Origin of the sequence: Streptomyces luteireticuli (genome assembly GCF_041519305.1) — a bacterium.
Taxonomy (GTDB): domain Bacteria; phylum Actinomycetota; class Actinomycetes; order Streptomycetales; family Streptomycetaceae; genus Streptomyces; species Streptomyces luteireticuli.
Map to the genome: position 1 here is coordinate 4,103,780 of NZ_CP167927.1, position 25,963 is coordinate 4,129,742.

Annotated in this window: 24 protein-coding genes; 9 read left to right on the plus strand and 15 right to left on the minus strand. The window is 71.3% G+C overall.

Annotation, left to right across the window (positions count from 1 at the left end):
- Positions 1–15: 15 nt before the first annotated feature.
- From ccsB to hemL, 7 genes are all read right to left on the minus strand, one after another.
- Positions 16–1,179, minus strand: a complete 1,164-nt coding sequence (ccsB, locus tag AB8735_RS18170; RefSeq protein WP_344031883.1) for a c-type cytochrome biogenesis protein CcsB — start codon at positions 1,177–1,179, stop codon at positions 16–18.
- A complete protein-coding gene (locus AB8735_RS18175; RefSeq protein WP_372408440.1) occupies positions 1,176–2,972 on the minus strand; it encodes a cytochrome c biogenesis protein ResB in 1,797 nt (598 codons plus the stop codon). The genes ccsB and AB8735_RS18175 overlap by 4 nt, the downstream gene beginning before the upstream one ends.
- A 3-nt stretch (positions 2,973–2,975) precedes the next feature.
- The gene (locus AB8735_RS18180) at positions 2,976–3,713 is read right to left on the minus strand and encodes a cytochrome c biogenesis CcdA family protein (RefSeq protein WP_344031938.1); all 738 of its coding nucleotides are present in this window, start codon (positions 3,711–3,713) and stop codon (positions 2,976–2,978) included.
- 43 nt (positions 3,714–3,756) lie between these two features.
- Positions 3,757–4,380, minus strand: a complete 624-nt coding sequence (locus AB8735_RS18185) for a TlpA disulfide reductase family protein (RefSeq protein WP_344031886.1) — start codon at positions 4,378–4,380, stop codon at positions 3,757–3,759.
- Positions 4,381–4,459: 79 nt separating this feature from the next.
- Entirely contained in the window at positions 4,460–5,647 is a 1,188-nt protein-coding gene (locus AB8735_RS18190; protein WP_372411870.1) for a hypothetical protein, read from the minus strand.
- A gap of 119 nt (positions 5,648–5,766) precedes the next feature.
- Complete coding sequence (locus AB8735_RS18195; RefSeq protein WP_344031940.1) at positions 5,767–6,414, minus strand: histidine phosphatase family protein; 648 nt, start codon at positions 6,412–6,414, stop codon at positions 5,767–5,769.
- A 35-nt stretch (positions 6,415–6,449) separates the two neighbouring features.
- The gene (hemL, locus tag AB8735_RS18200) at positions 6,450–7,763 is read right to left on the minus strand and encodes a glutamate-1-semialdehyde 2,1-aminomutase (protein ID WP_372408441.1); all 1,314 of its coding nucleotides are present in this window, start codon (positions 7,761–7,763) and stop codon (positions 6,450–6,452) included.
- Positions 7,764–8,043: 280 nt separating this feature from the next.
- Here hemL and AB8735_RS18205 point away from each other — a divergent pair, with 280 nt between their 5' ends.
- From AB8735_RS18205 to AB8735_RS18220, 4 genes are all read left to right on the plus strand, one after another.
- Complete coding sequence (locus AB8735_RS18205) at positions 8,044–8,646, plus strand: hypothetical protein (protein ID WP_344031893.1); 603 nt, start codon at positions 8,044–8,046, stop codon at positions 8,644–8,646.
- Positions 8,643–8,993 (plus strand): YnfA family protein, encoded by a 351-nt coding sequence (locus AB8735_RS18210; RefSeq protein WP_344031895.1) that lies wholly within the window; start codon positions 8,643–8,645, stop codon positions 8,991–8,993. The genes AB8735_RS18205 and AB8735_RS18210 overlap by 4 nt, the downstream gene beginning before the upstream one ends.
- Positions 8,994–9,001: 8 nt before the next feature.
- A complete protein-coding gene (locus AB8735_RS18215; protein ID WP_372408442.1) occupies positions 9,002–9,778 on the plus strand; it encodes an SDR family oxidoreductase in 777 nt (258 codons plus the stop codon).
- A gap of 217 nt (positions 9,779–9,995) precedes the next feature.
- On the plus strand, positions 9,996–10,781 hold the full coding sequence (locus tag AB8735_RS18220) for an LAGLIDADG family homing endonuclease (protein ID WP_372408443.1): 786 nt from the start codon (positions 9,996–9,998) through the stop codon (positions 10,779–10,781).
- 6 nt (positions 10,782–10,787) lie between these two features.
- Here the strand turns inward: AB8735_RS18220 and AB8735_RS18225 are convergent, their stop codons facing one another.
- Positions 10,788–11,981 carry an RtcB family protein gene (locus AB8735_RS18225; protein ID WP_372408444.1) on the minus strand — a complete coding sequence of 398 codons (1,194 nt, stop codon included), beginning with the start codon at positions 11,979–11,981 and terminating at the stop codon, positions 10,788–10,790.
- Between the two features lie 193 nt (positions 11,982–12,174).
- Here AB8735_RS18225 and AB8735_RS18230 point away from each other — a divergent pair, with 193 nt between their 5' ends.
- Together AB8735_RS18230 and AB8735_RS18235 are read left to right on the plus strand one after the other, a co-directional pair.
- Positions 12,175–13,068, plus strand: coding sequence for a hypothetical protein (locus AB8735_RS18230; RefSeq protein ID WP_372408445.1), 894 nt, complete (start codon positions 12,175–12,177; stop codon positions 13,066–13,068).
- A gap of 87 nt (positions 13,069–13,155) precedes the next feature.
- Positions 13,156–13,854 (plus strand): hypothetical protein, encoded by a 699-nt coding sequence (locus tag AB8735_RS18235; protein WP_344031903.1) that lies wholly within the window; start codon positions 13,156–13,158, stop codon positions 13,852–13,854.
- A gap of 61 nt (positions 13,855–13,915) precedes the next feature.
- Here the strand turns inward: AB8735_RS18235 and lysS are convergent, their stop codons facing one another.
- On the minus strand, positions 13,916–15,649 hold the full coding sequence (gene lysS, locus AB8735_RS18240; protein WP_372408446.1) for a lysine--tRNA ligase: 1,734 nt from the start codon (positions 15,647–15,649) through the stop codon (positions 13,916–13,918).
- 175 nt (positions 15,650–15,824) lie between these two features.
- On the opposite strand from lysS, the gene argS reads away from it, so the two are divergent.
- Positions 15,825–17,594, plus strand: a complete 1,770-nt coding sequence (gene argS / locus AB8735_RS18245) for an arginine--tRNA ligase (RefSeq protein WP_344031907.1) — start codon at positions 15,825–15,827, stop codon at positions 17,592–17,594.
- On the opposite strand, the gene AB8735_RS18250 is transcribed toward argS, so the two are convergent.
- From AB8735_RS18250 to AB8735_RS18275, 6 genes are all read right to left on the minus strand, one after another.
- Positions 17,595–18,047: an ATP-binding protein gene (locus AB8735_RS18250; protein ID WP_344031909.1), complete on the minus strand. Its 453-nt coding sequence runs from the start codon at positions 18,045–18,047 to the stop codon at positions 17,595–17,597.
- Positions 18,048–18,401: 354 nt separating this feature from the next.
- Complete coding sequence (gene hemB, locus AB8735_RS18255; RefSeq protein ID WP_372408448.1) at positions 18,402–19,388, minus strand: porphobilinogen synthase; 987 nt, start codon at positions 19,386–19,388, stop codon at positions 18,402–18,404.
- Positions 19,385–21,034: a uroporphyrinogen-III synthase gene (locus AB8735_RS18260; protein WP_344031913.1), complete on the minus strand. Its 1,650-nt coding sequence runs from the start codon at positions 21,032–21,034 to the stop codon at positions 19,385–19,387. The genes hemB and AB8735_RS18260 overlap by 4 nt, the downstream gene beginning before the upstream one ends.
- On the minus strand, positions 21,031–21,999 hold the full coding sequence (gene hemC, locus AB8735_RS18265) for a hydroxymethylbilane synthase (RefSeq protein WP_372408450.1): 969 nt from the start codon (positions 21,997–21,999) through the stop codon (positions 21,031–21,033). Before hemC ends, AB8735_RS18260 begins: the two co-directional genes overlap by 4 nt.
- Entirely contained in the window at positions 21,996–23,396 is a 1,401-nt protein-coding gene (locus AB8735_RS18270) for a glutamyl-tRNA reductase (RefSeq protein ID WP_372408452.1), read from the minus strand. The genes hemC and AB8735_RS18270 overlap by 4 nt, the downstream gene beginning before the upstream one ends.
- Positions 23,393–24,163, minus strand: a complete 771-nt coding sequence (locus AB8735_RS18275) for a redox-sensing transcriptional repressor Rex (RefSeq protein ID WP_344031920.1) — start codon at positions 24,161–24,163, stop codon at positions 23,393–23,395. Before AB8735_RS18275 ends, AB8735_RS18270 begins: the two co-directional genes overlap by 4 nt.
- Before the next feature lie 358 nt (positions 24,164–24,521).
- On the opposite strand from AB8735_RS18275, the gene AB8735_RS18280 reads away from it, so the two are divergent.
- Together AB8735_RS18280 and AB8735_RS18285 are read left to right on the plus strand one after the other, a co-directional pair.
- Entirely contained in the window at positions 24,522–24,800 is a 279-nt protein-coding gene (locus tag AB8735_RS18280) for a glutaredoxin family protein (protein WP_372408453.1), read from the plus strand.
- Positions 24,801–24,904: 104 nt separating this feature from the next.
- Positions 24,905–25,852 (plus strand): HAD family hydrolase, encoded by a 948-nt coding sequence (locus AB8735_RS18285; protein WP_372408454.1) that lies wholly within the window; start codon positions 24,905–24,907, stop codon positions 25,850–25,852.
- The last annotated feature ends 111 nt before the right edge of the window (positions 25,853–25,963 follow it).

Below are 25,963 nucleotides of genomic sequence, written 5' to 3' on the forward strand. Positions count from 1 at the left end.
GTGTGCGGCAAGGGCTCAGACGCCGGAGTAGGAGTGCTTTCCGCCGAAGAGGAAGTTGACCCCGTAGTAGTTGAAGATGTAGCAGGCGAACGCGGCCAGGGCGAGGTAGGCCGCCTTGCGCCCCTTCCAGCCGGCCGTGGCCCGCGCGTGCAGATACGACGCGTAGGCGACCCAGGTGATGAAGGACCAGACCTCCTTGGGGTCCCAGCCCCAGTAGCGGCCCCACGCCGCCTCGGCCCAGATCGCGCCCGCGATGATCGTGAACGTCCACAGCGGGAAAACGGTCGCGTTGATCCGGTAGCCGAACTTGTCCAGCGTGGCGGAGGCCGGCAGCCGGGTCAGGGCGTTGTCGTACGCCATGTGGATGCGGACACCCATGCGCATGCTGAGCGGGGCGTCGGCGGACAGGCCGCGGAACTTCTTCTCCAGCACGCCGGGGCCGGTCTTGCCGGCCGCCAGCCGCACCTCGTAGCCGTCACGGAGGCGGTAGAAGAACGTGGAGACGGCACCCACGTAGAGCGCGGCGCCGGAGAGGATCGCGCAGGAGACGTGGATCCACAGCCAGTAGGAGTGCAGCGCGGGGACGAGCTGGGCGCTCTCGGTGTAGAGGACGGAGACGGCCAGGCCCAGGTCGAGCAGGATGGTGAGCACCACCGGCAGGCCGAGCCAGCGGACGTTCTTCTTCGCCGCCAGCAGGCCGAGGTAGACGCCCACGGCGCACATGCCGAAGGTGGTCGAGAACTCGTACATGTTGCCCCACGGCGCCCGCTCCACCGACAGGGCGCGGGTGAGCACCCCGCCCGCGTGCAGGGCGAAGGACAGCACGGTCAGCGAGATCGCGATGCGGCCGTAGAGGTCGCCCTTCTCGCTGGTGCCGGCGGCGCCGGGGCCGTCCGGGACGTCGGCCCGGGAGCCGGGGGCGGACCGGGTGACGACCTTGGGGCGCTCCAGCACCGCCGTGCCGCCGCCGGCCTTCTTCACCTGGACGGTGACGGCGGACGCGGCCCGCCCCGCCTCCGAGGTGATCGCCGCGGCAGTGCGGCCGACGGCACTGCGGCTGCCGAAGACCCACTCCGTGATGTGTGCGAGGAAGGCGAGGGTGTAGACGGCCATCGCCGAATAGATCAGCACATTGCTGGTATGGGCCAGGTTCTCGTTGGCCGCCGCCGCGAGGTTCACGCGCGCGCTCCTTCGGAGGATTCGGAGGGTTCGGCAGGTCGTTCCGGCTCGTCGGCGGGCTCCTTCGAGTCCTCGTCGGCGACGGGAGGTGCGTCGGGCTGCAGGGCGACGGCGATGTCCGCGAGCTCCTCGGGCACCTTCGCCGACTCGCTGCGGCCGAGGCCGCCCAGCTCCACGACGGTACGCCCGTCGGCGCCGCGGACGGCGCGCACCCACACCCGGCGGCGCTGGATGAACAGCGACAGGGCCACGCCCACGATCGCGGCGACGGCACCGGCCAGCGCCGGGCCGTCACCGGGCTTGTGGGAGATCTGGAAGGTGGCCCAGCTGCTGATGCCGTCGAAGGTCAGGGTGCCCGCGCCGTTGGGGAGGGTCAGCTTCTCGCCCGGCCTGAGCGCCCGCTTGTACGGCCGGCCCCCCTCCTTGAACTGCTCCATCTTGGAGGTGTCGAGCTTGTAGACGCTCTGCGGCACGCCCGAGTCGATGCCGAGGAAGCCGCGGTAGGCGGTGAGCACCAGCACCGGATTGTCCAGGGCCGGGAACTGGGAGAACATCGACCCGGACCGCGGGTCGAAGGTCGGGACGAACATGCCGGTGAAGCCCAGCTGGTCCGTCTTCCCGTCCTTGTCCAGGTAGTCCGGCACCTTGAGCACGGTCGTCTCGGTGACGTTGTTGTCCAGCGGCAGTGAGGCCACCGCGCCCGAGTAGGCGATGTTGCCCTTGCCGTCGCGGACGGTGACCTTGGGCGCGTAGCCGTGGCCCTGGAGGTAGACCTTGGAACCGCCGATCTCCAGCGGCTCGTTCACCTTGATGGTGGTGTCGTGCTTCTCGCCGTCGGAGCCGTTCCAGTACGTCACGTGCGCCCGGTAGTCGCGCGGGCTGCCCTTCTGCGGGCCGGTGCGCTCGTAGCTCCCGCTGAAGCCGTTGAGCGTGAAGCCGAAGGGCGGGAGGTCGTCCGACGCGAAGAAGGAGCCGGACTTGAAGTCGTCGTACTGGGTGAGGGTGTTGGAGAAGCCGTCGCCCTCGACGACGAGCTTGCCGCCCTCGTACTTCCACAGCTGCGCGGAGGCGAAGGCCACCAGCATCACGATCAGCGAGACGTGGAAGAGCAGGTTGCCCGCCTCGCGCAGATAGCCCTTCTCGGCCGCGACGGCGTTGCCGTCCACGGTCGTCCGGAACCACTTGCGCTTGAGCACCTTCTGCGCCGCCGCCAGCACCTGCTCGGGGTCGGCGTCCGTCTTCCAGCCGGTGTGCGCCGGGAGCCGGTTGAAGCGGTGCGGCGCCTTCGGCGGGCGGGCGCGCAGCTGGCCGACGAACTGCCAGGTGCGCGGGACGATGCAGCCGATCAGCGAGACGAACAGCAGGATGTAGATCGCGGAGAACCACACCGAGCTGTAGACGTGGAAGAGCTGGAGCTTCTCGTAGACCGGCGTCAGCGTCTTGTGCGCCTCTTTCCAGGCGTCGGCCTTCATCGAGTCGACACTGGTCTGCGGGATCAGCGAGCCGGGGATGGTCGCGAGCGAGAGCAGCAGCAGGAGGATCAGCGCGACCCGCATCGAGGTCAGCTGCCGCCAGAACCAGCGCAGCCAGCCGGTGATCTCCCGGCCGGTCCAGGCCAGCCACCCCAGGGCACCGGGTTTGCGGACGCCGCCGAACGAGCCGGGGACGGACTGCCCCGTCTCCTCGACGGGCGCCGTGGACATCCGGGCTCCCGCCGCCTCCTCCTCGGAGGCCTCGGATGGCCCGGGGGCCCCGGGGGCCTCGGGTGCGGGGGTGCTTTCAGTCTTGGACATCGATCAGATCCCGGGGTTGTATTCGCTCGTCCACGTCTGCAGATCCTGGACGAGGTAGTCCCACGCACCGGTGACCAGGAGCAGGCCGACGGCGACGAGCATGCCACCGCCGATCCGCATGACCCATGCGTAGTGCTTCTTGACCCAGCCGAAGGCGCCGAGCGCCCGGCGGAAGGCGAGGGCCGCCACGATGAAGGGCAGGCCGAGGCCGAGGCAGTAGGCGAGCGTCAGCAGCGCTCCGCGCGTCGCGCTCGCGTCGTAGGCGTTGAGGGCGTTGACGGACGCCAGGGTGGGGCCGATGCACGGCGTCCAGCCGACGCCGAACCCGATGCCCAGCAGGGGCGCGCCCAGGAGACCCATCGAGGTCTTCACCCGGAAGCGCACGTCCCGCTGACCGAATCGGTTCAGCAGGCCCATGAAGACCAGGCCCAGCACGATCATCACGATCCCCAGGACCACGGAGATCGTTTCCTTGTACTCCTGCAGTGTCTGCCCGAAGTAGCCGAAGAGCGCCCCGCCGGAGACCAGCACGGCGCTGAACCCCAGCACGAACAGCGAGGAGCCCAGCAGCATCCGTCCGCGCTTGACCTTCGCCAGGTCCGCGCCGCCCGCCCCCGTGACGTACGACAGATAGCCCGGCACGAGCGGCAGGACGCACGGGGAGAAGAAGGAGACCAGCCCGCCGAGCAGCGCGACGGGCAGGGCCATGATCAGCGCTCCGGAGAGCACGGTGTGGTTCATGCCGTCGGCGGCTGCGAGAGTGATCGACGCGGGGGTCACGGCGTCACTTCTCCGCGACCAGCGGGTCGAGGGTCTTGCGCAGCTCGTCCTCGGTCACCGGCCTGATGGCCCGCGCGGCGATCTTCCCCTCGCGGTCGATGAAGATCGTGGACGGGATGGCCTGCGGGTTGAGGCTGCCCTTGGGGAAGCGGAGCATCAGCTTCCCCGCCGAGTCGAAGAGGCTCGGGTACGGGACGTCGAACTGCTTCTCGAACGCCTTGGCCGGGGCCGGGTTGGGGTCCCGGGTGTTCAGGCCGACGAACTCGACGCCCTTGTCCTTGTACTCCCGGGCGACCTTGCCCAGCCCCTTCGCCTCGGCACGGCAGGGCGCGCACCACGAGCCCCAGACGTTGAAGACGATGACCTTGCCCTTGAACTTCTCGGTGGCGTTGAGCTCCTCGTCCTGGAGCGTCTTGCCCGACAGCTCCGGAGCGTCCTGCCGGCTGCCCTTGTCCTTGACGACGTCGACCCCGCCCTTGCCCTGCACGAACTGGGTCTCACCGCCGCCGCCCGAACTGCCCCCCGAGCCACAGGCGCTCAGGGCCAGGGCGGAGAGGGCGGCGCCGATGGCCGCAACAGTGGTATGACGTCGGTTTCGATTGCGTCGGTTGGCGCGGCAGGCACTCATGTGAAAAGTTTCGCATGGCGATTTCCGGGATCTTGCGCGCCCCCCTCGCCCCGGACAACACCGATGACAACGCCGATGTTCAGCCGATAGGCGCCCACTTCTGCCCGGCCTTCAGCCGCCGCAGCCCCTCCAGGACCGCCGGGTCCTGCGCGTCGAGCCAGTCGCACAGCTGCCGGAAGGAGACGAGCCGCACGTCGCCGCGCTTCTCGTCGGCGATGCGTTTGATCGCCTCCTCGACGGCGTCCATATAGATCCCGCCGTTCCACTGCTCGAAGTGGTTGCCGACGAAGAACGGCGCCCGGTTGGTCTCGTACGCGCGCCGGAACCCGGCCAGGTACGCCTCCGTGGCCTGCCGCCGCCAGCCGGGGTAGTGGACCGGCGGGGCCTTGGTGGAGTTGCGGGACTGGTTGGCGAGCAGGTTGTAGTCCATCGACAGCAGCTCGAAGGAGCGCCCCGGCAGGGGTATCAGCTGCAGCGGGAAGTCCCAGACCCCCATCCGCTTCCGCGGCCAGACCTGGCGCGCGCCCGGGGAGCTCGCGTCGTACCGCCAGCCGAGCCGGGCCGCCGCGGGCAGCAGGTTCTCCTGGCCGAGCAGACAGGGGGCGCGGGCGCCGACGAGCTCCTTGCGGTAGTCGAAGGGCAGCGGTTCGAGGTCGGTGAACCCGGTGTTCGTCCGCCACGAGGTGACGAAGGAGACGGCCTGCGCGATCTCCTCCTCCCACTGCGCGGGCGTCCACCGGGCCACCGAACCGGGGCCCGAGCAGAAGTGCCCGTTGAAGTGGGTGCCTATCTCGTGTCCCTCCAGCCACGCCTCGCGCACGTTCCGCAGCGTCTCGCGGATGTGGTCGTCGGCGAGGTAGCCGATGGCGGAGGCGCCGGGCCGGTTGTTGGGCGGCCGGTAGAGGGTTTTACGGGACTCGGGCAGGCAGTAGAGGCCGGTGAGGAAGAAGGTCATCCGCGCGCCGTGGTCGCGGGCGAGCTTCCGGAAGCGGGGGAAGAGGCCGTTGCCTATCTCGCCCGCCCCGTCCCAGGAGAAGACGACGAACTGCGGCGGCTTCTGCCCCGGTTCCAGCCGTTCGGGCGGCGGGGGCTGCAGGGGCTGCGGGCCCGCGTCCGCCGTCGAGCCGTCCCCGATCGGCCGGGCCTTGGCCATCGTCTTCGCCCGGACCACCACCGGATCGGCCTCGGAGGTGAGTCCGCAGCCCGCGGCGCCCAGGGCCAGCGCCGCGCCCAGGAGGCCCCGCCGGCCTATGCCCGTGTCCCGCATGCGCGGCCTCCGCTCGTCGTCGCAGCGCCCCCGCCCCCTGTCGTCCATATAAGACGACGTCGGGGGCGGGGGCGCGTTGGCTTACGGCGGAAGCGGGACCCCCAAGGCCCTTTGAGGCGTCAGGCGCCGAACGCCTTGGAGCCGCCCTTGACCGGCTTGGCGCCCGCCAGCAGATGGGCCGGGACCAGGTCCCGCGCCGGCTCGCTGTACCCGACCGAAACGATTTTGTCGCCGCGGTAGGTGAAGGTCGTCAGGCTGGCCAGGGTGCACTGCCGCTTGCGCGGGTCGTGCCACAGCCGGCGCCGCTCGACGAAGCTGCGCACGATCCAGATCGGCAGCTGGTGGCTCACGCACACCGCCTCGTGGCCGCGGGCCGCGTCCCGCGCCGCATTCAGCGCGCCCATCATCCGCACGACCTGCTCGATGTACGGCTCGCCCCACGACGGGCGGAACGGGTTCGTCAGGTACTTCCAGTTGGCCGGCTTGCGCAGCGCGCCGTCGCCCACGCCGAAGGTCTTGCCCTCGAAGACGTTCTCCGCCTCGATCAGCCGCTCGTCCGTCGCCAGGTCCAGCCCGTGCGCCTTGGCGATCGGCGTCGCGGTCTCCTGCGCGCGCTCCAGCGGGGAGGCCACCACATGGGTGATGTCCCGCCCGGCCAGATGCTCGGCCACCCGGTCGGCCATCTCCCGCCCCAGATCGGAGAGGTGGTAGCCGGGCCGGCGCCCGTAGAGCACGCCCTCCGGGTTGTGCACCTCGCCGTGGCGCATCAGATGGACGACGGTGATGTCCTTCTCGCTGCTGCTCACTTCGCCTCCTCGGCCTCGGCCGCCGCCCGCGCCGCCGCCGGCAGCGCCGCCGCGATCCGCTCGATCGCCGCGTCGTCGTGGGTCGCCGAGACGAACCACGACTCGAACGCCGACGGCGGCAGGTAGACGCCCTGCGCCAGCATCGAGTGGAAGAAGGCGGTGTAGCGGAACGCCTGCTGCCCCTTGGCCAGTTCGTAGTCCGTCACCTCACGGTCGGTGAAGAAGACGGAGAACATGTTCCCGGCGGTCTGGAGGCGGTGGGCCACCCCCTCCTTCGCCAGCGCCTCGGTCACCAGCGAGCGGACCCGCAGCGAGACCGCGTCCACCTTCTCGTACGCCGCGTCGTCCAGCAGCCGCAGCTGGGCCAGACCGGCCGCGGTGGCGACCGGGTTACCGGAGAGCGTGCCGGCCTGGTAGACCGGGCCCGCCGGGGCCAGGTGCGCCATCACGTCGGCGCGGCCGCCGAAGGCCGCGGCCGGGAAGCCGCCGCCCATGACCTTGCCGAAGGTCATCAGGTCCGGGGTGACGCCGTCGATGCCGTACCAGCCGGACTTCGAGACGCGGAAGCCGGTCATGACCTCGTCGGAGATGAACAGCGCGCCGTTCTTGGCGCACGCCTGCTTCAGCCCCTCGTTGAAGCCGGGGGCCGGCGGGACGACGCCCATGTTGCCCGGCGACGCCTCGGTGATCACACAGGCGATCTCGCCCGGGTAGCGGTGGAACGCCTCGTGCACCGACTCCAGGTCGTTGTACGGCAGGACGATCGTGTCGCCGGCCTGCGCGCCGGTGACGCCCGGGGTGTCCGGCAGGCCGAAGGTGGCCACGCCGGAGCCGGCCGCGGCCAGCAGCGCGTCCACGTGGCCGTGGTAGCAGCCGGCGAACTTGATCACCTTGGCGCGGCCGGTGAAGCCGCGGGCGAGCCGGATCGCGGACATCGTCGCCTCGGTGCCGGACGACACCAGGCGCACCTGCTCGACCGGGGCGACCCGGGCGACGATCTCCTCCGCGAGGGCGACCTCGCCCTCGCCGGGGGTGCCGAAGGAGGTGCCGCGGGAGACGGCCTCCTGGACGGCCGCGATCACCTCGGGATGAGCATGGCCGAGAATCATCGGTCCCCAGGAGCACACCAGGTCCACGTACTCCCGGCCGTCCGCGTCCGTGAGGTACGGGCCGGTGCCGGAGACCATGAACCGGGGCGTTCCGCCCACGGCGCGGAACGCGCGTACCGGAGAGTTCACGCCACCGGGGGTCACGACCGCCGCGCGCTCGAAGAGCGTCTGGGACACTGGGGCTTCATATGGATAAGGCACTCTGTTCCTGCCTGCGGATGACGTAGGGAGGGACGTCGTCGGCGACGGTGGCCGCGCGCCCCGGCTTGTGGGACCGGCTCGGCTGTCGGCCGGGTGTCAGCCCCCGCGCGTCTGGGACACTGGGGGCCGGGAGGGGTAGCTCACGCCACCCATGCTCTCAGAGCCCCGTGGGCACTCGTGTCCGGGCGTTTCGCGCGCTCTCGACGGGGGAGGTGTCTGAGACGATGATCGGGTTGCGCGGCGGGGGCTGTGCTGCGTAAAAAAGCGATCGGGTGGAGATATGCATCGCGGTGGCGGACTGGGCGAGGGCACCGACGACCTCGGCCCCGAGCGAGCCCGGCCGCCCCGCGGGGGCCGGCACCGGCGGAAGGAACAGCCCCGCAACGACGGTCCCGGGCGGACCGGCGGCGAGGGCGGGAGCGGCAGCACGAGCAGGAGTGGCCGGATGGGGGTGACCTACAAGTACTTCGGGGCGCCCAACGGGGCCACCGCCGCGCGCGTGCCCATCTCCATGCGCCCCGAGGAACTCGGCGGGGACGAGCTCGGCATGGGCGGGATGTTCACCCGCATCAAGCCCGAGACGGTCGCCGCGATGGTCCTCACCGGCATCGAGGGCATACCCCTGCACAAGGTCCCCCCGCTCGAACTGGTCGTCCTCCACCCCGACTACGCCGTCGTCAAGCTCCCCATGACCGTGGTCGACCCGCTGCGCGGCATCGGCGAGGAGTCCGTGGGCGCCGCCGCCTTCATCTGGTCCACCGTCCCCGACCGGGGCGGCCCGCGCGACGCCTTCACCGTCTACCGGCTGCTCCACGAGTGGCAGGACTTCTCGCACCGCCTCCACGAGGCGGGCCACCAGCCGTACTGCCTGGTGTGGCCGTGACCGTCATCCGCTCCATCGCCCTCTTCCTGCTCGCCGCCGTCCTGGAGATCGGCGGCGCCTGGCTCGTCTGGCAGGGCGTGCGCGGCAGCGATTCTTCAGGCGGGAGGGGCTGGGCCTGGATCGGCGCCGGGATCGTCGCCCTCGGCGCGTACGGCTTCGTCGCCACCCTCCAGGCCGACGCGCACTTCGGCCGGGTCCTCGCGGCGTACGGCGGCGTCTTCGTCGCCGGCTCGCTGGCCTGGGGCATGGTCGCCGACGGATACCGGCCCGACCGCTACGACGTGCTGGGCGCGGCGGTCTGTCTCGCCGGGGTAGCTTTGATCATGTACGCGCCACGCGGGCGTTAGGAGACCCCATGCACGGCACCACCCCCACCGCAGTGATCACCGGTGCGAGCAGCGGCATCGGCGCCGCCACCGCCCGCGGCCTGGCCGCCGCCGGCTACCGCGTCGTCCTCACCGCCCGCCGGAAGGACCGCATCGACGCCCTGGCCGCCGAGCTCACCGGGGCCGGGCACCAGGCGGTCGCCTACGAGCTCGACGTCACCGACCGCGCCGCCGTCGACGTCTTCGCCCTCTTCCTCGACGACCTCGGCCCCGTCGAGGTGCTCGTCAACAACGCGGGCGGAGCACTGGGCACCGACCCCGTCGCCACCGCCGACCCCGCCGACTGGCGGGCCATGTACGAGGTCAACGTCCTCGGCGCGCTCCATGTGACCCAGGCGCTGCTCCCCCTGTGGAAGACCTCCCCCGGCACGGTCGTGATCGTCTCCTCCACCGCCGGCCTCGCCACCTACGAGGGCGGCGGCGGCTACGTCGCCGCCAAGCACGGCGCCCATGTCATGGCCGAGACCCTGCGCCTGGAGCTCAACGGCCTGCCGGTCCGCGTCATCGAGATCGCCCCCGGCATGGTCAGGACCGACGAGTTCGCGCTCAACCGCTTCCGCGGCGACGAGGACCGGGCCGCGGCCGTCTACGCGGGCGTCGCCGAACCACTGACGGCCGAGGACGTCGCGGAGACGATCACCTGGGCGGTCACCCGGCCGCCGCACGTCAACGTCGACCTCCTGGTCCTCCGCCCCCGCGCCCAGGCGAGCAACTACAAGGTCCACCGCGAGACTTCCGGGGACTGACCCCGCGCTGTGCGTCACCGGCTTCGACGCCGATACCCGCAGGACGCGGCCTGGGAGCACGGCGTTTCAAGGGCCGGGGCGGAGCCCCCGGCCCTTTCCGTCGGCAGGTGCCGCATCCACGCCGCGCAACGCATAACAGACGTTTGAACGCCGCCAGTTCGGGTGACGCCTTCTCGTTCCCGCACGAGGGCCGCCGCGGTCGGCCGACCATCGCTCCATGACGTTCATGGATCTCGAAGTTCCGCGCTGGGCCTACATGTTCGGCTTTTTGCAGGCCGACGGGCATCTGTCAGCCGGCGCCGGCCGGAGAGGAAAGCTCCAGGTCGAGATCAGCCATCGTGACATCGACATACTCCGGGCATTTCAAGAGCTGTGCCCCTACAAGAGCACCCTCAGTGAACGCACGAGGGCGACCAACTTTTCCGAGAAGCACCGGAGTGCCATCTGGACCTTGTGCTCCCTGGAAGCGCGCAACCGCCTCATCGAGCTCGGAATTCCGTGCGGAAAAAAGTCAACGCGGATCGCTCCCCCGCGCGTTCCGTTCTCCCGGCGCGACTACCTGCGCGGCATCATCGACGCGGACGGAGCCGTGGGGTTCACTGCCGACGGGCTGCCCTTCGTCAGCCTGGCCACGACGAGCACCGCCATCGCAACGTACCTGTGCCGCTACACCAAGCTCACGCTCGGCATTCACAAACTGACCAGCCGGAACGCCCGGGACGGCGCCTACAACCTCATATACCTGCGCGAGACCGGCGTTTCACTGGCCGACCACCTCTACTACCGAGGATGCCTGGCCCTGGAACGCAAGCGCTCGGCTGCGGAACAGGTGGCCGCCTGGGTACGCCCCTCCCACATGAGCCCACCCCGGCAGCGACGGAGCTGGACACAGTGGGAAGACCAAATCCTGCTCGCGGCGACTTCCCTCCCCGGAGTTGCCGAACAACTCGGTCGATCCGTACAGGCGTGCCAGCTCCGCCGCATGCGGCTGCGCCGGAAGTAGCCGTCGTCACCCCTTGACGCAGACGACCTGCTTCAGCTTCGCCACCACCTCGACGAGATCCCGCTGCTGCTCCATGACCTGCTCGATCGGCTTGTACGCGGCCGGGATCTCGTCCACGACCCCGCGGTCCTTGCGGCACTCGACGCCCCGCGTCTGATCCGCCAGGTCCCGCTCGGAGAACCGCTTCTTCGCCTGGTTCCGGCTCATCCGCCGACCGGCGCCGTGGGACGCCGAGTTGAAGGACGCCTCGTTGCCCAGGCCCCGCACGATGTACGAACCCGTGCCCATCGAGCCGGGAATGATCCCGTACTCGCCACCGCCCGCGCGGATCGCGCCCTTCCGTGTGACCAGCAGGTCGACACCCTCGTAGGTCTCCTCCGCCACATAGTTGTGGTGGCAGGAGATCACCGGCTCGAACATCGGCCGGGCCTTTTTGAACTCCTTGCGGATCACGTCCTTGAGCAGGGCCATCATGATCTCGCGGTTGTGCCGCGCGTACTCCTGGGCCCAGAAGAGGTCGTGCCGGTAGGCGTCCATCTGCGGAGTGCCCGCGAGGAAGACCGCCAGGTCGCGGTCGACGATGTTCTGGTTGTGCGAGAGCTTGCGGGCCTCGCCGATGTGGTACTCGGCCAGTTCCTTGCCGATGTTCCGGGAACCGGAGTGGAGCATCAACCAGACAGAACCTGCCTCATCAAGGCAAATTTCGACGAAATGATTTCCGCTTCCAAGCGTTCCCATCTGCTTCAGTGCTCGACCCTGACGGAATTTGACTGCTTCCGCGACCCCGTCGAACCGCCCCCAGAAGTCGTCCCACCCCGCCGTCGGCAGCCCGTGCAGCCGGCGCGGGTCCACCGCGTCGTCGTGCATGGCGAAGCCGACGGGGATGGCGCGCTCGACCTCCGAGCGCAGCCGGGACAGGTCGCCCGGCAGGTCGTTCGCCGTCAGCGACGTCTTCACCGCGGACATCCCGCAGCCGATGTCGACGCCCACCGCCGCCGGGCACACCGCTCCGCGCATGGCGATCACCGAGCCGACGGTGGCCCCCTTGCCGAAGTGGACGTCGGGCATCACCGCGAGGCCCTCGATCCAGGGCAGCGTCGCGACGTTGCGCAGTTGCTGCATGGCGACGTCCTCGACGGTGGCCGGATCCGCCCACATGCGGATCGGCACCCGGGCACCGGGCAGCTCGGTGAACGACATGTCTTCCCCATTCCCCCAAAAGGTGAGTCAAAAAGTGCGATAGCGCAAAAAACGCAAAAGCCGGATCAATGCGCTGATTCACGACAGCGGACCAGCGGTGCGGCGGCGCGTGCGGTACACATTGTGTCCAGCGGCCACCCAGCCGCAGCAACCAGTTTTCGCCCGGGAGCGGGCGGAAGGGAGCCTCGGAACAGTGCAGCGGAGGGCGTACGCACCGGCAGCCGCACTGGCCGCCGCCGTGCTCGCGGCCGGCCTCACGGGGTGCGGCGGGGGCTCGGGGACCGGCGGCGGGGACGACGACCCCAAACCGGGCCCCGGCGGGGCCACGGCGCCCGCCGCCGAGCCCGGCAAGTACCACAGCCTCCCCGAGCCCTGCGGCTATGTGGGCCACGAGACCCTGCGCCGCCTGCTCCCCGGCATCGACGAGGGCGACGACGACGCCGGCCAGGACGCCGACCGGGCGTTCAAGGGCCAGGCCACGCTCACCTACGACGCGGACCGCCGCGTCGGCTGCCGCTGGAAGACCCCGGACGACACCCGCCACCTCTCGGTCGACTTCGAGCGCGTGGTCTCCTACCAGGCGGGCGTCAGCGACGAGGACCGGGCGCAGGCGCTCTACGCGGAGCGGGCCGCGGCCGCCCGCATCCCGGCGGCCTCGTCCGCCCCCTCCACCGCACCGCCCTCCTCGTCCCCGCCGGACGCGAAGGACAAGGACGCCAAAGACAAGAAGGACGCGAAGGACAAGGACAAGAAGGGCAGGAACGACCCGAAGACGACGGGCGCGTCCTCCCGCCCCGCCGGCACCGCCTCCCCCTCCGCCCCCGCCCCGCCCTCGAACGGGCCCGAGCTGGGCTCGCGGGTCCTGGACGACGTGGGCGACGACGCGTACGTCGACGACAAGCTGGTCTCCGGCGGGACGGATGTGCACCGGGACGTCACGATCGTCTTCCGCTCGGCGAACGTGCTGGTCACCATCGCGTACTCGCAGGGCAGCGCGGACCGGCAGCATGTGCCCGGCAGCCAGGACCTCCAGGGCAAGGCGCACGGCCTGGCCCGGGAGATCGACGCCGGTCACTTCGGCAACTAGCCCGGCGAGTACCCCCTCCATTCCGGCCGGGCCGCGTACCGTGCGAGGAGATCCTGTCCGGCCCCGCATCGATTGAGCGAAGGACCCATGCACCGACGAACAGCCCCGCGACTCGCCCGAATCCTCGCCTGCGCCGCAGTACCGATGGTGCTCGTCGCGGGCTGCTCCGATTCGGGGGGCGGGAAGAAGAGCGAGAGCACGCCGTCCGCCGCCGCCTCGGCGAAGCCCTCGGCCACGCCGTCGCTGGCCGCGGCGAAGTATCCGAAGCTGCCCGACACCTGCAAGGCGCTCCCGGCCAAGACGGTCGAGGATCTGGTCCCGAAGGTGAAGGACAAGGCGGGCAAGGCGCTCACCGGCAGCTGCTTCTGGTGGGGCCTCAACGACGAGAAGGCCGACGACATCCAGTACCGGGCCCTCAACCTCCAGTACAACGGCCTGAGTTCGGAGCCGGCCCTGGGCTCGGCCGACAAGCGGGCCCAGGAGTTCGCCGAGCAGCAGGTCAAGAAGGCCATGGCGGAGGACTCCCCGAAGGACGTCAAGAGCCAGCCGGCGAGCGGCATCGGCGACTGGGCGTCCACGGTGACGACGACGACCAAGGACCAGAAGGGCGTCGAGTACCACAACGCGACGGTCATCACCCGGACGGCCAATGTGGTGGTGACGCTGAAGTACAGCGGCGCGGGCCTGGAGGGTGCGAAGGCGCCCGACGTCTCCGACGTGTCGAAGGACGCGCAGGGCGCGGCCAAGGAGGCGGTGGCCGCGGTCGCCGCCGCCAACAAGAAGTAGCTGGACGCGCCGAAGGGCCCGCCTCCCCGAGGGGAGGCGGGCCCTTCGGTCACTCCGTCGGTCAGCCGGCCAGGAGCTTGCGCACCCGGTCCGCCCCCACCGCGAGCAGCAGCGTGGGCAGGCGCGGGCCGGTGTCGCGGCCGACGAGGAGCTGGTAGAGCAGCGCGAAGAACGAGCGCTGGGCGACCTTGAGCTCGGGGGTCGGCTTGGCCTCCGGGTCCAGACCGGCCTGGATCTTGGGCACACCGTAGACCAGGGTGGTCAGGCCGTCGAGCGACCAGTGCGTCTCCAGCCCGTCGAGCAGCAGCCGCAGGGACTCGCGGGCCTGCTCGTCGAGCGCGGCGAGCGCCTCGGTGTCGGGCTCCTCGCGGACGATGGTGCGCTGCTCGGCCGGGACCTGGGTGTTGATCCAGTGCTCGGCGCGGTCCAGGCGCGGGCGGGTCTCCTCCAGCGAGGTAACCGGGTTCGCCGGGTCCAGGTCGGCGAGGATCCGCAGGGTCTGCTCGTCGTGGCCGGCGGTGATGTCGACGACCGAGGCGAGCGTGCGGTAGGGCAGCGGGCGGGGCGTGCGGGGCAGCTCGCCGGCGGCGGTGCGGGCGGCGCGGGCGTGCGCGGCGGCGTCGGCCGGCAGCGCGGTGCCCTCGGCGACCTTGGCCTCCAGCTTGTCCCACTCGTCGTAGAGCCGCTGGATCTCCTGGTCGAAGGCGATCTTGAAGGACTGGTTGGGCTTGCGGCGGGCGTAGAGCCAGCGCAGCAGCGGCGCCTCCATGATCTTCAGCGCGTCGCCCGGGGTCGGGACCCCGCCCTTCGACGACGACATCTTGGCCATGCCGCTGATGCCGACGAAGGCGTACATCGGGCCGATCGGCTGCTCGCCGGCGAAGACCTTGCGGACGATCTGGCCGCCGACGACGAAGGAGGAGCCGGGCGAGGAGTGGTCCACGCCGGAGGGCTCGAAGATCACGCCCTCGTAGGCCCAGCGCATCGGCCAGTCGACCTTCCAGACCAGCTTGCCGCGGTTGAACTCGCTGAGCAGGACGGTCTCGGTGTGGCCGCAGACGCAGGTGTAGGCGAGCTCGGTGGACTCGTCGTCGTACGCGGTGACGGTGGTGAGGTCGCGCTCGCAGGCGCCGCAGTACGGCTTGTACGGGAAGTACGAGCCGCCCGCGCTGCCGTCGTCCTCGGCGGCCGCGCCGGAGCCCTCGGCGGCCTCCAGCTCGGCCTCGTCGACCGGCTTCTGCTGCTTCTGCTTCGGCTTGCCGGTCGCCTTGTCCTTCGTCCGGTACTGGTCGAGGATCGCGTCGATCTCGCCGCGGTGCTTCATCGCGTGCAGGATCTGCTCGCGGTAGACGCCCGAGGTGTACTGCTCGGTCTGGCTGATCGGGTCGTACTCGACGCCCAGCTCGGCGAGCGCCTCGACCATGGCGGCCTTGAAGTGCTCGGCCCAGTTCGGGTACGCGGAGCCGGCCGGGGCCGGGACGGAGGTCAGCGGCTTGCCGATGTGCTCGGCCCACGACTCGTCGATGCCGGGGACGCCGGCCGGGACCTTGCGGTAGCGGTCGTAGTCGTCCCAGGAGATCAGGTGCCTGACCTCGTGGCCACGGCGGCGGATCTCGTCGGCGACCAGGTGCGGGGTCATGACCTCGCGCAGGTTGCCCAGGTGGATCGGGCCGGAGGGCGACAGGCCGGAGGCGACGACGATCGGTTTGCCGGGAGCCCGGCGCTCGCCCTCGGCGATGACCTCGTCGGCGAAACGGGAGACCCAGTCGGCCTCGGTGCTCTGAGCCTGAGCCACGGCACTTCCTTCCTTACGGTCTGGCATGACCATTGTCCCAGACGGCACAGGGGGCCACCTGGTTGCCCGGCGGGGACGAAAGCGCGGGACGAAAACGCGCATGAGGCCCGTGATAGGCGCGTGGGATACTCGATGGGCACCGAAAACTGCCGCCTACCGGAATGGCACGCACCCCATGGCTCTGGTCCCCTCCCTCGCTTCCACGCTCAACCGGCGCATCGCGGACGCGCTCTCGGCCGCCCTGCCGGAGGCCGGCGCCGCCGACCCGCTGCTGCGACGGAGCGACCGGGCGGACTTCCAGGCCAACGGGATGCTGGCGCTGGCGAAGAAGCTCAAGGGGAACCCCCGCGAGCTGGCCGGCAAGGTCGTGGACGGGCTGCCCGCCGGCGACCTGATCGCCGACGTCGAGGTCTCCGGCCCCGGCTTCCTCAACATCACCGTGACCGACGCGGCGATCACGAACACGCTGGCCGCGCGCGCCGCGGACGACCGCCTGGGCGTCCCCGTCAAGGAGCACCCCGGCACCACCGTCATCGACTGGGCCCAGCCGAACGTGGCCAAGGAGATGCACGTCGGCCACCTGCGGAACTCGGTGATCGGCAACTCGGTCGTCAGGATCCTGGAGTTCACCGGCGAGAAGGTCGTCAGCCGCCACCACATCGGCGACTGGGGCACCCAGTTCGGCATGCTCATCCAGTACCTGATCGAGCACCCGCACGAGCTGGACCACAAGGCCGAGGGCGAGGTCTCCGGCGAGGAGGCCATGTCCAACCTCAACCGGCTCTACAAGGCCTCCCGTTCGCTCTTCGACGCCGACGACGCGTTCAAGGCGCGGGCCCGGCGCCGGGTCGTGGACCTCCAGGCGGGCGACGAGGAGACCCTCGCCCTCTGGCAGCGGTTCGTGGACGAGTCGAAGATCTACTTCTACTCGGTCTTCGACAAGCTCGACGTGGAGATCCGCGACGAGGACATCGTCGGCGAGTCCGGCTACAACGACATGCTCGCCGAGACCTGCCGCATGCTGGAGGAGTCCGGCGTCGCGGTCCGCTCGGAGGGCGCGCTCTGCGTCTTCTTCGACGACGTCAAGGGCCCGGAGGGCAACCCGGTCCCGCTGATCGTGCAGAAGTCCGACGGCGGCTTCGGCTACGCGGCGACCGACCTGTCCGCGATCCGCGACCGCGTCTTCAACCTCAAGGCCGACACCCTGCTGTACGTGGTGGACGTCCGGCAGTCCCTGCACTTCAAGATGGTCTTCGAGACCGCCCGCCGGGCCGGCTGGCTGACCGACGACGTCAAGGCCGTGCAGCTGGGCTTCGGCACCGTCCTGGGCAAGGACGGCAAGCCGTTCAAGACCCGCGAGGGCGAGACCGTCCGCCTGGTGGACCTGCTCGACGAGGCGATCGACCGGGCCTCGGCGATCGTCCGCGACAAGGCCCGCGACCTCGGCGAGGAGGAGATCGCCGAGCGCGGCGCCCAGGTCGGCATCGGCGCGGTGAAGTACGCGGACCTGTCCACCTCGGCGGCCCGCGACTACAAGTTCGACCTGGACCAGATGGTCTCGCTCAACGGCGACACGTCCGTCTATCTCCAGTACGCCTACGCCCGGATCCAGTCGATCCTGCGCAAGGCCCGCGAGGCCGGTGAGTCCGGGCCCGTGGCGCACCCGGAGCTCGCCCTGGCCCCGGCCGAGCGGGCGCTGGGCCTGCACCTCGACCAGTTCGCCGCGACGGTCGCGGAGGCCGCCGAGGAGTACGCGCCGCACAAGCTGGCCGGCTACCTGTACCAGCTGGCCTCGCTGTACACGGCGTTCTACGACCAGTGCCCCGTCCTCAAGGCCGAGTCCACCGAACTGGTGGAGAACCGCCTCTTCCTCTGCGACCTCACCGCCCGCACGCTGCGCCAGGGCATGTCCCTGCTGGGCATCCGCACCCCCGAGCGCCTCTAGTCACCGGACCGCGGCCGCTCCGAGCTCGAACCAGATCAACTTCCCCACCAGTCCCTGGGGTTGGTCGCGCAGCGCGAACCCGCCCCAGCTGTCCGCGCACCGCTGGACGAGGCCGAGCCCCCTGCCCCGCTCGGCCTCGTCGTCCGGCCCGTGCGCCGACGGCACCCGGTCGAGCACGGGCAGCCGCGGATTGGTGTCCCACACGGCGACCCGCACCCGGTCCCCCTCCCGCCGCACCCGCACCGAGGCGGGCCCGTCGGAGTACCGGTAGGCGTTGGTGACCAGCTCCGAGGTCAACAGCTCGGCTGTATCGGCCAGTTCGAGGAACCCGTGCTCCTCGAGGATGGTGCGCAGGGTGCGCCGGGCGATGCACGGCGCCATCGGGTCGGAGGGAACCTGGAGCGTGTACTCCCAGTCGTCGGCAAGATCGGGCTCGGGGCTCTCATGACTCATGCACGCCTCCGTAGAGTGAGCGGTCTGCCACGCACGGTAGTCATGTTCGGTTTGCCCGTGCCGGGACTGCCCGGATTCGACGAGAGACGACCTATGTGGGTGACACGGGAGGTTTAAACGGGCGCGGTGGGTGCGCCCGGGGAGGGGTTTTGCCCCGGTCCCGCCCTTTCACCGTTTCTCGCCGCGCTGCCGCGCGGGGGCAACGCGGCTGCGCCGCGTTCGTCCTCAAACGCCGGACGGGCTGAATTTCAGCCCGTCCGGCGTTTGAGGACTTCGCCCGAAGGGCGAATGGGGGCCCGGGGGTCTCCCCCGGAAGAAACGGTGAAAGGGCGGGACCGGGGCACCCCTAGCGCGTCAGCGCAAGCGCCGCGCGAACTCCGTCGCCCAGTACGTGAGGATCATGTTCGCACCCGCCCGCTTGATGCTGGTCAGCGTCTCCTCGATCGCACGCTCGCGATCGATCCAGCCATTCGCCGCCGCCGCCTCGACCATCGCGTACTCACCCGAGATCTGATACGCCGCCACCGGCACATCCACCGACTCCGCCACCCGATGGAGCACATCGAGGTACGGCAGCGCCGGCTTCACCATCACCATGTCCGCGCCCTCCGCGAGGTCGAGCGCCAACTCCCGCAGGGATTCCCGGGCGTTGGCCGGGTCCTGCTGGTAGGTCTTGCGGTCGCCGCTCAGCGACGAGGCCACCGCCTCGCGGAACGGCCCGTAGAAGGCGGACGAGTACTTCGCCGTGTAGGCGAGGATGGAAACGTCCTGGTGCCCGGCCGCGTCCAGCGCGGCGCGGACGACGCCGACCTGGCCGTCCATCATCCCGCTGGGGCCCACGACATGGACGCCGGCGTCGGCCTGGACGCGCGCCATCTCCGCGTACCGCTCCAGCGTCGCGTCGTTGTCGACCCGGCCCTCGGAATCCAGGACGCCGCAGTGCCCGTGGTCCGTGAACTCGTCCAGGCACAGGTCGGACATGACGATGAGCTCGTCCCCGACCTCGGCCTTCACGTCGCGGATCGCGACCTGGAGGATGCCGTCGGGGTCCGTCCCCCCGCTGCCCGTCGCGTCCTTGTGCTCGGGGACGCCGAAGAGCATGATCCCGCCGAGGCCGGCCTCGACCGCCTCCACGGCGGCCTTGCGCAGCGTGTCCCGCGTGTGCTGGACGACGCCCGGCATCGAGGAGACCGGCACCGGCTCGGCGATGCCCTCCCGCACGAAGGCGGGAAGGATCAACTCCGCCGGGTGCAGGCGGTGTTCGGCGACCATGCGGCGCATGGCCGGGATGGTCCGCAGCCGCCGCGGACGGCTGGCCGGAAATGATCCGTACGTGCTCAACTACGTGCCCTTCTACGCGATCCGGGCCGTCGCTCGCTCGGGCGCGTGACCGGATCACCGGCCTCGACCGCGGCGTCGCGCCGCGCGGCCCCGAACTCCGCGAGCGCCTCGGCGAGCTTGTGCACCGAGGGCTCGGGCGACAGCACGTCCACCCGCAGGCCGTGTTCCTCCGCGGTCTTCGCGGTGGCGGGGCCGATGCAGGCGATGACGGTGACGTTGTGCGGCTTGCCGGCGATGCCGACCAGGTTCCGCACGGTGGACGAGGAGGTGAAGAGCACGGCGTCGAAGCCGCCGCCCTTGATCGCCTCGCGGGTCTCGGCCGGCGGCGGCGAGGCGCGCACGGTCCGGTAGGCCGTGACGTCGTCCACCTCCCAGCCCAGCTCGATCAGGCCGGCCACCAGGGTCTCGGTGGCGATGTCGGCGCGCGGCAGGAAGACGCGGTCGATCGGGTCGAAGACCGGGTCGTAGGGCGGCCAGTCCTCCAGCAGCCCGGCGGCCGACTGCTCGCCGCTCGGCACCAGGTCCGGCTTGACGCCGAACTCGATCAGCGACCTGGCGGTCTGCTCGCCGACGGCCGCGACCTTGATGCCGGCGAAGGCCCGGGCGTCGAGCCCGTACTCCTCGAACTTCTCCCGCACCGCCTTGACCGCGTTCACGGAGGTGAAGGCGATCCACTCGTAGCGGCCGGTGACCAGGCCCTTGACCGCGCGCTCCATCTGCTGCGGGGTGCGCGGCGGTTCGACGGCGATGGTGGGCACCTCGTGCGGCACGGCGCCGTAGGAGCGGAGCTGGTCGGAGAGCGAGGCGGCCTGCTCCTTGGTGCGCGGCACGAGGACGTTCCAGCCGAAGAGCGGCTTGGACTCGAACCACGACAGCGGCTCCCGCCGCTCGGCCGCGCTGCGCTCGCCGACCACGGCTATCACCGGCTGGCCGCCGTCGGGCGACGGCAGCACCTTGGCGGCCTTGAGGACCTGGGCGATGCTGCCGAGGGTGGCGGTCCAGGTGCGCTGGCGGGTGGTGGTGCCGGCGACGGTGACGCTCAGCGGGGTGTCCGGCTTGCGGCCGGCGGAGACCAGCTCGCCGGCGGCCGCGGCCACCGCGTCGAGGGTGGTCGTCACCACGACCGTGGCCTCGCTGGCGCCGGCCTCGGACCAGCAGGTGTCCGTGGCGCTGCGGGCGTCGACGAAGCGCACGTCCGTGCCCTTGCCGTCGCGCAGCGGGACACCGGCGTAGGCGGGCACGCCGACGGCGGTGGCGATGCCGGGGACCACCTCGAAGGTGATGCCCTCGGCGGCGCAGGCGAGCATCTCCTCGGCGGCGTTGCCGTCGAGGCCGGGGTCGCCGAGGACCGCACGCACGACCCGCTTGCCGCCGCGCGCGGCCGACATGACAAGATTGGCGGTGTCCCGGAGCACCGGGATGTCGGCGGCCCGTGACGACTCGTCAGCAACCGTCTGCGCAGGCATGTCCACCTGCGGGCGGGCATGCGCACGCACCACATCCAGCACTTGCGGATCGGCCACCAGGACGTCGGCGGCCGCCAGCGCCTCCACGGCGCGCAGCGTCAGCAGTCCCGGGTCTCCGGGGCCCGCACCGAGGAAGGTGACGTGCCCGGGTGCGGGGTGGTTCGGGGCGGTGGGGTTCAAAGTGCTCGCTCCCCCATCAGACCGGCCGCACCCTTGTCCAGCATCTCCGCCGCGAGTTCGCGGCCGAGGGCCAGTGCGTCGTCTGCCGACGCGGGTACGGGACCGGTGGTGGACAGCTGCACCAGCGTGGTGCCGTCGGTGCTGCCGACGACGCCGCGCAGGCGCATCTCGGTGACAGCCTGCTCGTCTTCCAACAAGTCGGCCAGCGCACCCACGGGTGCGGAGCAGCCGGCCTCCAGGGCGGCGAGCAGGGAACGCTCGGCGGTCACGGCGGCCCGGGTGTGCGGGTCGTCGAGCTGTGCGAGCGCGGCGACGAGCGACGCGTTCTCCGCGGTGCACTCGATCGCCAGGGCCCCCTGGCCGGGGGCGGGCAAAACGGTGTCGGGCTCCAGGAACTGGGTGACCCGGTCGGCGCGGCCGATCCGGTTCAGGCCCGCGGCGGCCAGGACGACGGCGTCCAGCTCGCCCTTCGTCACAAAGCCGAGCCGGGTGTCGATGTTGCCCCGGATCGGGACGGTCTCGATCCGCTTCCCGAGCGCGCGGGCCCAGGCGTTGAGCTGGGCCATGCGGCGCGGCGAGCCGGTGCCGACCCGGGCCCCGTCGGGAAGTTCCTCGAAGGTCAGCCCGTCGCGGGCGACCAGCGCGTCGCGCGGGTCCTCGCGGGGCGGGATCGCGGCCAGGGCGAGGTCGTCCGGCTGGGCGGTCGGCAGGTCCTTGAGCGAGTGCACGGCGAAGTCGATCCCGCCCGCGAGCAGCGCGTCGCGCAGCGCGGAGACGAAGACGCCGGTGCCGCCGATCTGCGCGAGGTGCTCGCGCGAGACATCGCCGTAGGTGGTGATCTCCACCAGCTCGACCGGCCGGCCGGTCACCCGGCGCACCGCCTCGGCGACCTGGCCGGACTGGGCCATGGCCAGCTGACTGCGCCGGGTGCCCAGGCGCAGCGGGGTGGAGGGATTGCCGTTCATGCCGACTCCCGTGCGTTGTTCTCGGTGGCGAGCCGTGTGCTGTCGGCCCGGCTGACGGCCGCGACGGCCTGCGGGTCGAGGTCGAAGAGCTCCCGCAGCGCGTCGGCGTAACCGGCGCCGCCGGGGGTGGAGGCCAGCTCCTTGACGCGCACGGTGGGCGCGTGCAGGAGCTTGTCGACGACACGGCGTACGGTCTGGGTGATCTCGGCCCGCTGCTTGTCGTCCAGCCCGGGCAGCCGGCCGTCGAGCCGGGCGATCTCGCCGGCGACCACGTCCGCGGCCATGGTGCGCAGGGCGACCACGGTGGGGGTGATGTGGGCGGCGCGCTGGGCGGCGCCGAAGGCGGCGACCTCGTCGGAGACGATGGTGCGGACCTGGTCGACGTCCGCCGCCATCGGCGCGTCCGCGGACGCCTCGGCCAGGGCCTCGATGTCCACCAGGTGCGCGCCGTCGATGCCGTGGACGGCGGCGTCGATGTCGCGCGGCATGGCGAGGTCGAGCAGGGCGAGGCGGACGCCGGAGGCCTCCGCGCAGTCGGCGTCGACCGGGCAGACGGTGCCCGCGAGCGCGGCGGTGACCGCCTCGGCGGTCAGGACCAGGCCCGTGGCGCCCGTACAGGAGACGACGATGTCGGCGAGCGCCAGCTCCTCGTGGAGCAGGCTCATCTCGACGGCACCGGCGGTGACCTTCGTCCCCGCGCCCGGCTCCGTAAGGATCTGCGCCAGCCGCTCGGCCCGCTCCAACGTCCGGTTGGCGACGGCCACATGGGCCACTCCGGCGCGGGCGAGCGTGGCCGCGGCGAGCGAGGACATCGAGCCGGCGCCGATGACCAGGGCGCGCTTGCCCGCCGCCCAGCCGGTGACCTCGGCGCCCCGGGCCAGCTGCTCCAGGCCGAAGGTGACGAGGGACTGGCCGGCCTTGTCGATCCCGGTCTCGCTGTGCGCCCGCTTGCCGACCCGCAGCGCCTGCTGGAAGAGGTCGTTCAGCAGCCGGCCGGCGGTGTGCAGCTCCTGGCCGAGGGCGAGCGCGTCCTTGATCTGGCCGAGGATCTGGCCCTCGCCGACGACCATCGAGTCCAGGCCGCAGGCCACCGAGAAGAGGTGGTGGACGGCGCGGTCCTCGTAGTGCACGTAGAGGTGCGGGGTGAGCTCGTCCAGGCCGACGCCCGTGTGCCGGGCGAGCAGGGTGGACAGCTCGGCGACGCCGGCGTGGAACTTGTCCACGTCGGCGTAGAGCTCGATGCGGTTGCAGGTGGCGAGCACGGCCGCCTCGGTGGCCGGTTCGGCCGCGAGGACGTCGTGCACCAGCGCGGCCCTCGCCTGCGGGGTGAGGGCGGCCCGCTCCAGCACGCTCACCGGCGCGCTGCGGTGGCTCAGTCCGACGACCAGAAGGCTCATGCCGGCATCACGGCGGGGACGTCCCCGTCGGGTCCCTTCCGGCCCTCGCGGGCCGCCGCGGCGGGCCGGCCGGCCGTACCGGTGCGGCGCACGGCGGCGGTCTCCTCGCCGGCCTTGCGCTGCTCGTGGAAGGCGAGGATCTGGAGCTCGATCGACAGGTCGACCTTGCGCACGTCCACGCCGTCGGGCACGGAGAGCACGGTGGGCGCGAAGTTGAGGATCGAGGTGATCCCGGCGGCCACCAGGCGGTCGCAGACCTGCTGGGCGGCGCCGGCCGGGGTCGCGATGACGCCGATGGAGACGCCGTTCTCGCTGATGATCTCCTCGAGTTCATCGGTGTGGCGCACCGGCAGCCCGGCCACCGGCTTGCCCGCCATCGCGGGGTCGGCGTCGATCAGGGCCGCGACGCGGAAGCCGCGGGAGGCGAAGCCGCCGTAATTGGCGAGGGCCGCGCCGAGGTTGCCGATGCCGACGATGACGACCGGCCAGTCCTGGGTCAGGCCGAGCTCGCGGGAGATCTGGTAGACGAGGTACTCGACGTCGTAGCCGACCCCGCGGGTGCCGTACGAGCCGAGGTAGCTGAAGTCCTTGCGGAGCTTGGCGGAGTTGACGCCCGCCGCGGCCGCGAGCTCCTCGGAGGAGACCGTGGGGACCGAGCGCTCGGAGAGCGCGGTCAGCGCACGCAGATACAGCGGTAGCCGGGCGACGGTGGCCTCGGGAATCCCTCGGCTTCGGGTCGCCGGTCGGTGAGTTCGGCCAGTTGCCACGGTGCTCCTGCGGGTAGAGCGGGGCTGCAGGCGGCGCCTCGTCCCAGGACCGCCCCGTCGTATGCAGGCTATGTCTTTGTGAACGCGTGCACAAAGATGGTGTCCGCTTTGTCCGGGCAAAGTGATGGGTGTCACGCGGCCTTTCGGCCCGATCGGGGAACCAATGAACCCCATGCGGCGACGGTCACACGCGCCGCACCCGCACCAGGGGTCGACGGACGGGGACATGGCCGTTCACTCCTCATCCCCGGCCGGAAAAACTCCCGGACGCCAACAAATCGCCCACGATGGTAGTCGACTCAGGCACCCAAATCGGCCCGCCGGAACCCCGGCGGAGCCCCGGCCGGCCCCGGGCACAATGGGCGGCATGAGTCTGCTGCGCCGCCGCAAGAATCCCGCCGACCGCCTCGTCACCCTCGTCGGCAAGCCCGGCTGCCACCTCTGCGACGACGCCGAGTCCGTCATCTCCGCCGTCTGCGGCGAACTCGGCGCCCGCTGGGAGAAGAAGGACATCACCCAGGACGAGGAGCTGCACCGCAAGTACTGGGAGCAGATCCCCGTCGTCCTCGTGGACGGCGAACAGCACGACTTCTGGCGCGTGGACCCGGCCCGGCTGCGCAAGGCGCTCGGCGGCTGACCGCCCGGGCGCGGCGGGCCATGTGACGTTACCGACACGTAGAGTTCGCGCCAAGGCTTTGCTCCCGCACCGAGCGCTCCGAACAAAATGGCTATGCTCGCGGCATGGCCGCACTTGGATGGCTCACCCGGCTCGCACCCCGCCGCCCCGCCACCGCACGCAGCGTGCGGGCGGGCGAAGCGGCGGCGGAGGCAGCCCGCAAGTCCGCCCAGGAGCACGCGGAGCGGGAGCGGCACGAGGAGACCGCACAGGCCCCCGAGCCGGAGTTCCCCGTCGCCGGCGACGTGAAGGCCGCCGCGTTCTTCGACCTCGACAACACCGTGATGCAGGGCGCCGCCCTCTTCCACTTCGGCCGCGGCCTCTACAAGCGGCACTTCTTCCGCAAGCGCGAACTCGCCCGCTTCGCCTGGCAGCAGACCTGGTTCCGGCTCGCCGGCATCGAGGACCCCGCGCACATCCAGGACGCGCGCGACAGCGCCCTGTCCATCGTCAAGGGCCACCGCGTCTCCGAACTCATGGCCGTCGGCGAGGAGATCTACGACGAGTACATGGCCGAGCGCATCTGGCCCGGCACCCGCGCCCTCGCCCAGGCCCACCTCGACGCGGGCCAGAAGGTCTGGCTGGTCACCGCCGCCCCGGTGGAGACCGCGACGATCATCGCCCGCCGGCTCGGCCTGACCGGCGCGCTCGGCACCGTCGCCGAGTCCGTCGGCGGCGTCTACACCGGGCGGCTCGTCGGCGAGATGCTGCACGGCCCCGCCAAGGCCGAGGCCGTCCGCGCGCTCGCCGCGGCCGAGGGCCTGGACCTGTCCCGCTGCGCCGCCTACAGCGACTCCGCCAACGACATCCCGATGCTCTCGCTGGTCGGCCACCCCTGCGCGGTCAACCCCGACGCCGGGCTGCGCGAGCACGCCCGCGAGCGCGGCTGGCGGCTGCGCGACTACCGCACCGGCCGCAAGGCGGCCCGGATCGGCATCCCCGCCGCGGTGGGCCTCGGCGCCCTGGCGGGCGGCGCCGCCGCGGCCGCCGCACTGCACCGCCGCCGCCGCTGACCGGCCCGCCGACTCCCGCCGCGCCCGGCCCCGTCCGCCCCTGATCCGGCCCCGGACGACGCCCGAACAACGCCGGCCCGGCGGATCACCGGATCGGGCGATCACACAGGC

Coding starts and splice junctions, on each gene's coding strand:
- AB8735_RS18220 (WP_372408443.1), top strand. CDS start 9,996: ATGACGTTCATGGATCTCGAAGTTCCGCGCTGGGCCTACATGTTCGGC.
- AB8735_RS18215 (WP_372408442.1), top strand. CDS start 9,002: ATGCACGGCACCACCCCCACCGCAGTGATCACCGGTGCGAGCAGCGGC.
- AB8735_RS18195 (WP_344031940.1), bottom strand. CDS start 6,414: ATGCGCCACGGCGAGGTGCACAACCCGGAGGGCGTGCTCTACGGGCGC.
- AB8735_RS18225 (WP_372408444.1), bottom strand. CDS start 11,981: ATGTCGTTCACCGAGCTGCCCGGTGCCCGGGTGCCGATCCGCATGTGG.
- AB8735_RS18270 (WP_372408452.1), bottom strand. CDS start 23,396: ATGAGCCTTCTGGTCGTCGGACTGAGCCACCGCAGCGCGCCGGTGAGC.
- AB8735_RS18180 (WP_344031938.1), bottom strand. CDS start 3,713: ATGAACCACACCGTGCTCTCCGGAGCGCTGATCATGGCCCTGCCCGTC.
- AB8735_RS18205 (WP_344031893.1), top strand. CDS start 8,044: ATGCATCGCGGTGGCGGACTGGGCGAGGGCACCGACGACCTCGGCCCC.
- argS (WP_344031907.1), top strand. CDS start 15,825: ATGGCTCTGGTCCCCTCCCTCGCTTCCACGCTCAACCGGCGCATCGCG.
- AB8735_RS18185 (WP_344031886.1), bottom strand. CDS start 4,380: ATGAGTGCCTGCCGCGCCAACCGACGCAATCGAAACCGACGTCATACC.
- hemC (WP_372408450.1), bottom strand. CDS start 21,999: ATGAACGGCAATCCCTCCACCCCGCTGCGCCTGGGCACCCGGCGCAGT.
- AB8735_RS18190 (WP_372411870.1), bottom strand. CDS start 5,647: ATGCGGGACACGGGCATAGGCCGGCGGGGCCTCCTGGGCGCGGCGCTG.
- AB8735_RS18235 (WP_344031903.1), top strand. CDS start 13,156: ATGCACCGACGAACAGCCCCGCGACTCGCCCGAATCCTCGCCTGCGCC.
- AB8735_RS18250 (WP_344031909.1), bottom strand. CDS start 18,047: ATGAGTCATGAGAGCCCCGAGCCCGATCTTGCCGACGACTGGGAGTAC.
- AB8735_RS18280 (WP_372408453.1), top strand. CDS start 24,522: ATGGGCGGCATGAGTCTGCTGCGCCGCCGCAAGAATCCCGCCGACCGC.
- AB8735_RS18175 (WP_372408440.1), bottom strand. CDS start 2,972: ATGTCCAAGACTGAAAGCACCCCCGCACCCGAGGCCCCCGGGGCCCCC.
- AB8735_RS18285 (WP_372408454.1), top strand. CDS start 24,905: ATGGCCGCACTTGGATGGCTCACCCGGCTCGCACCCCGCCGCCCCGCC.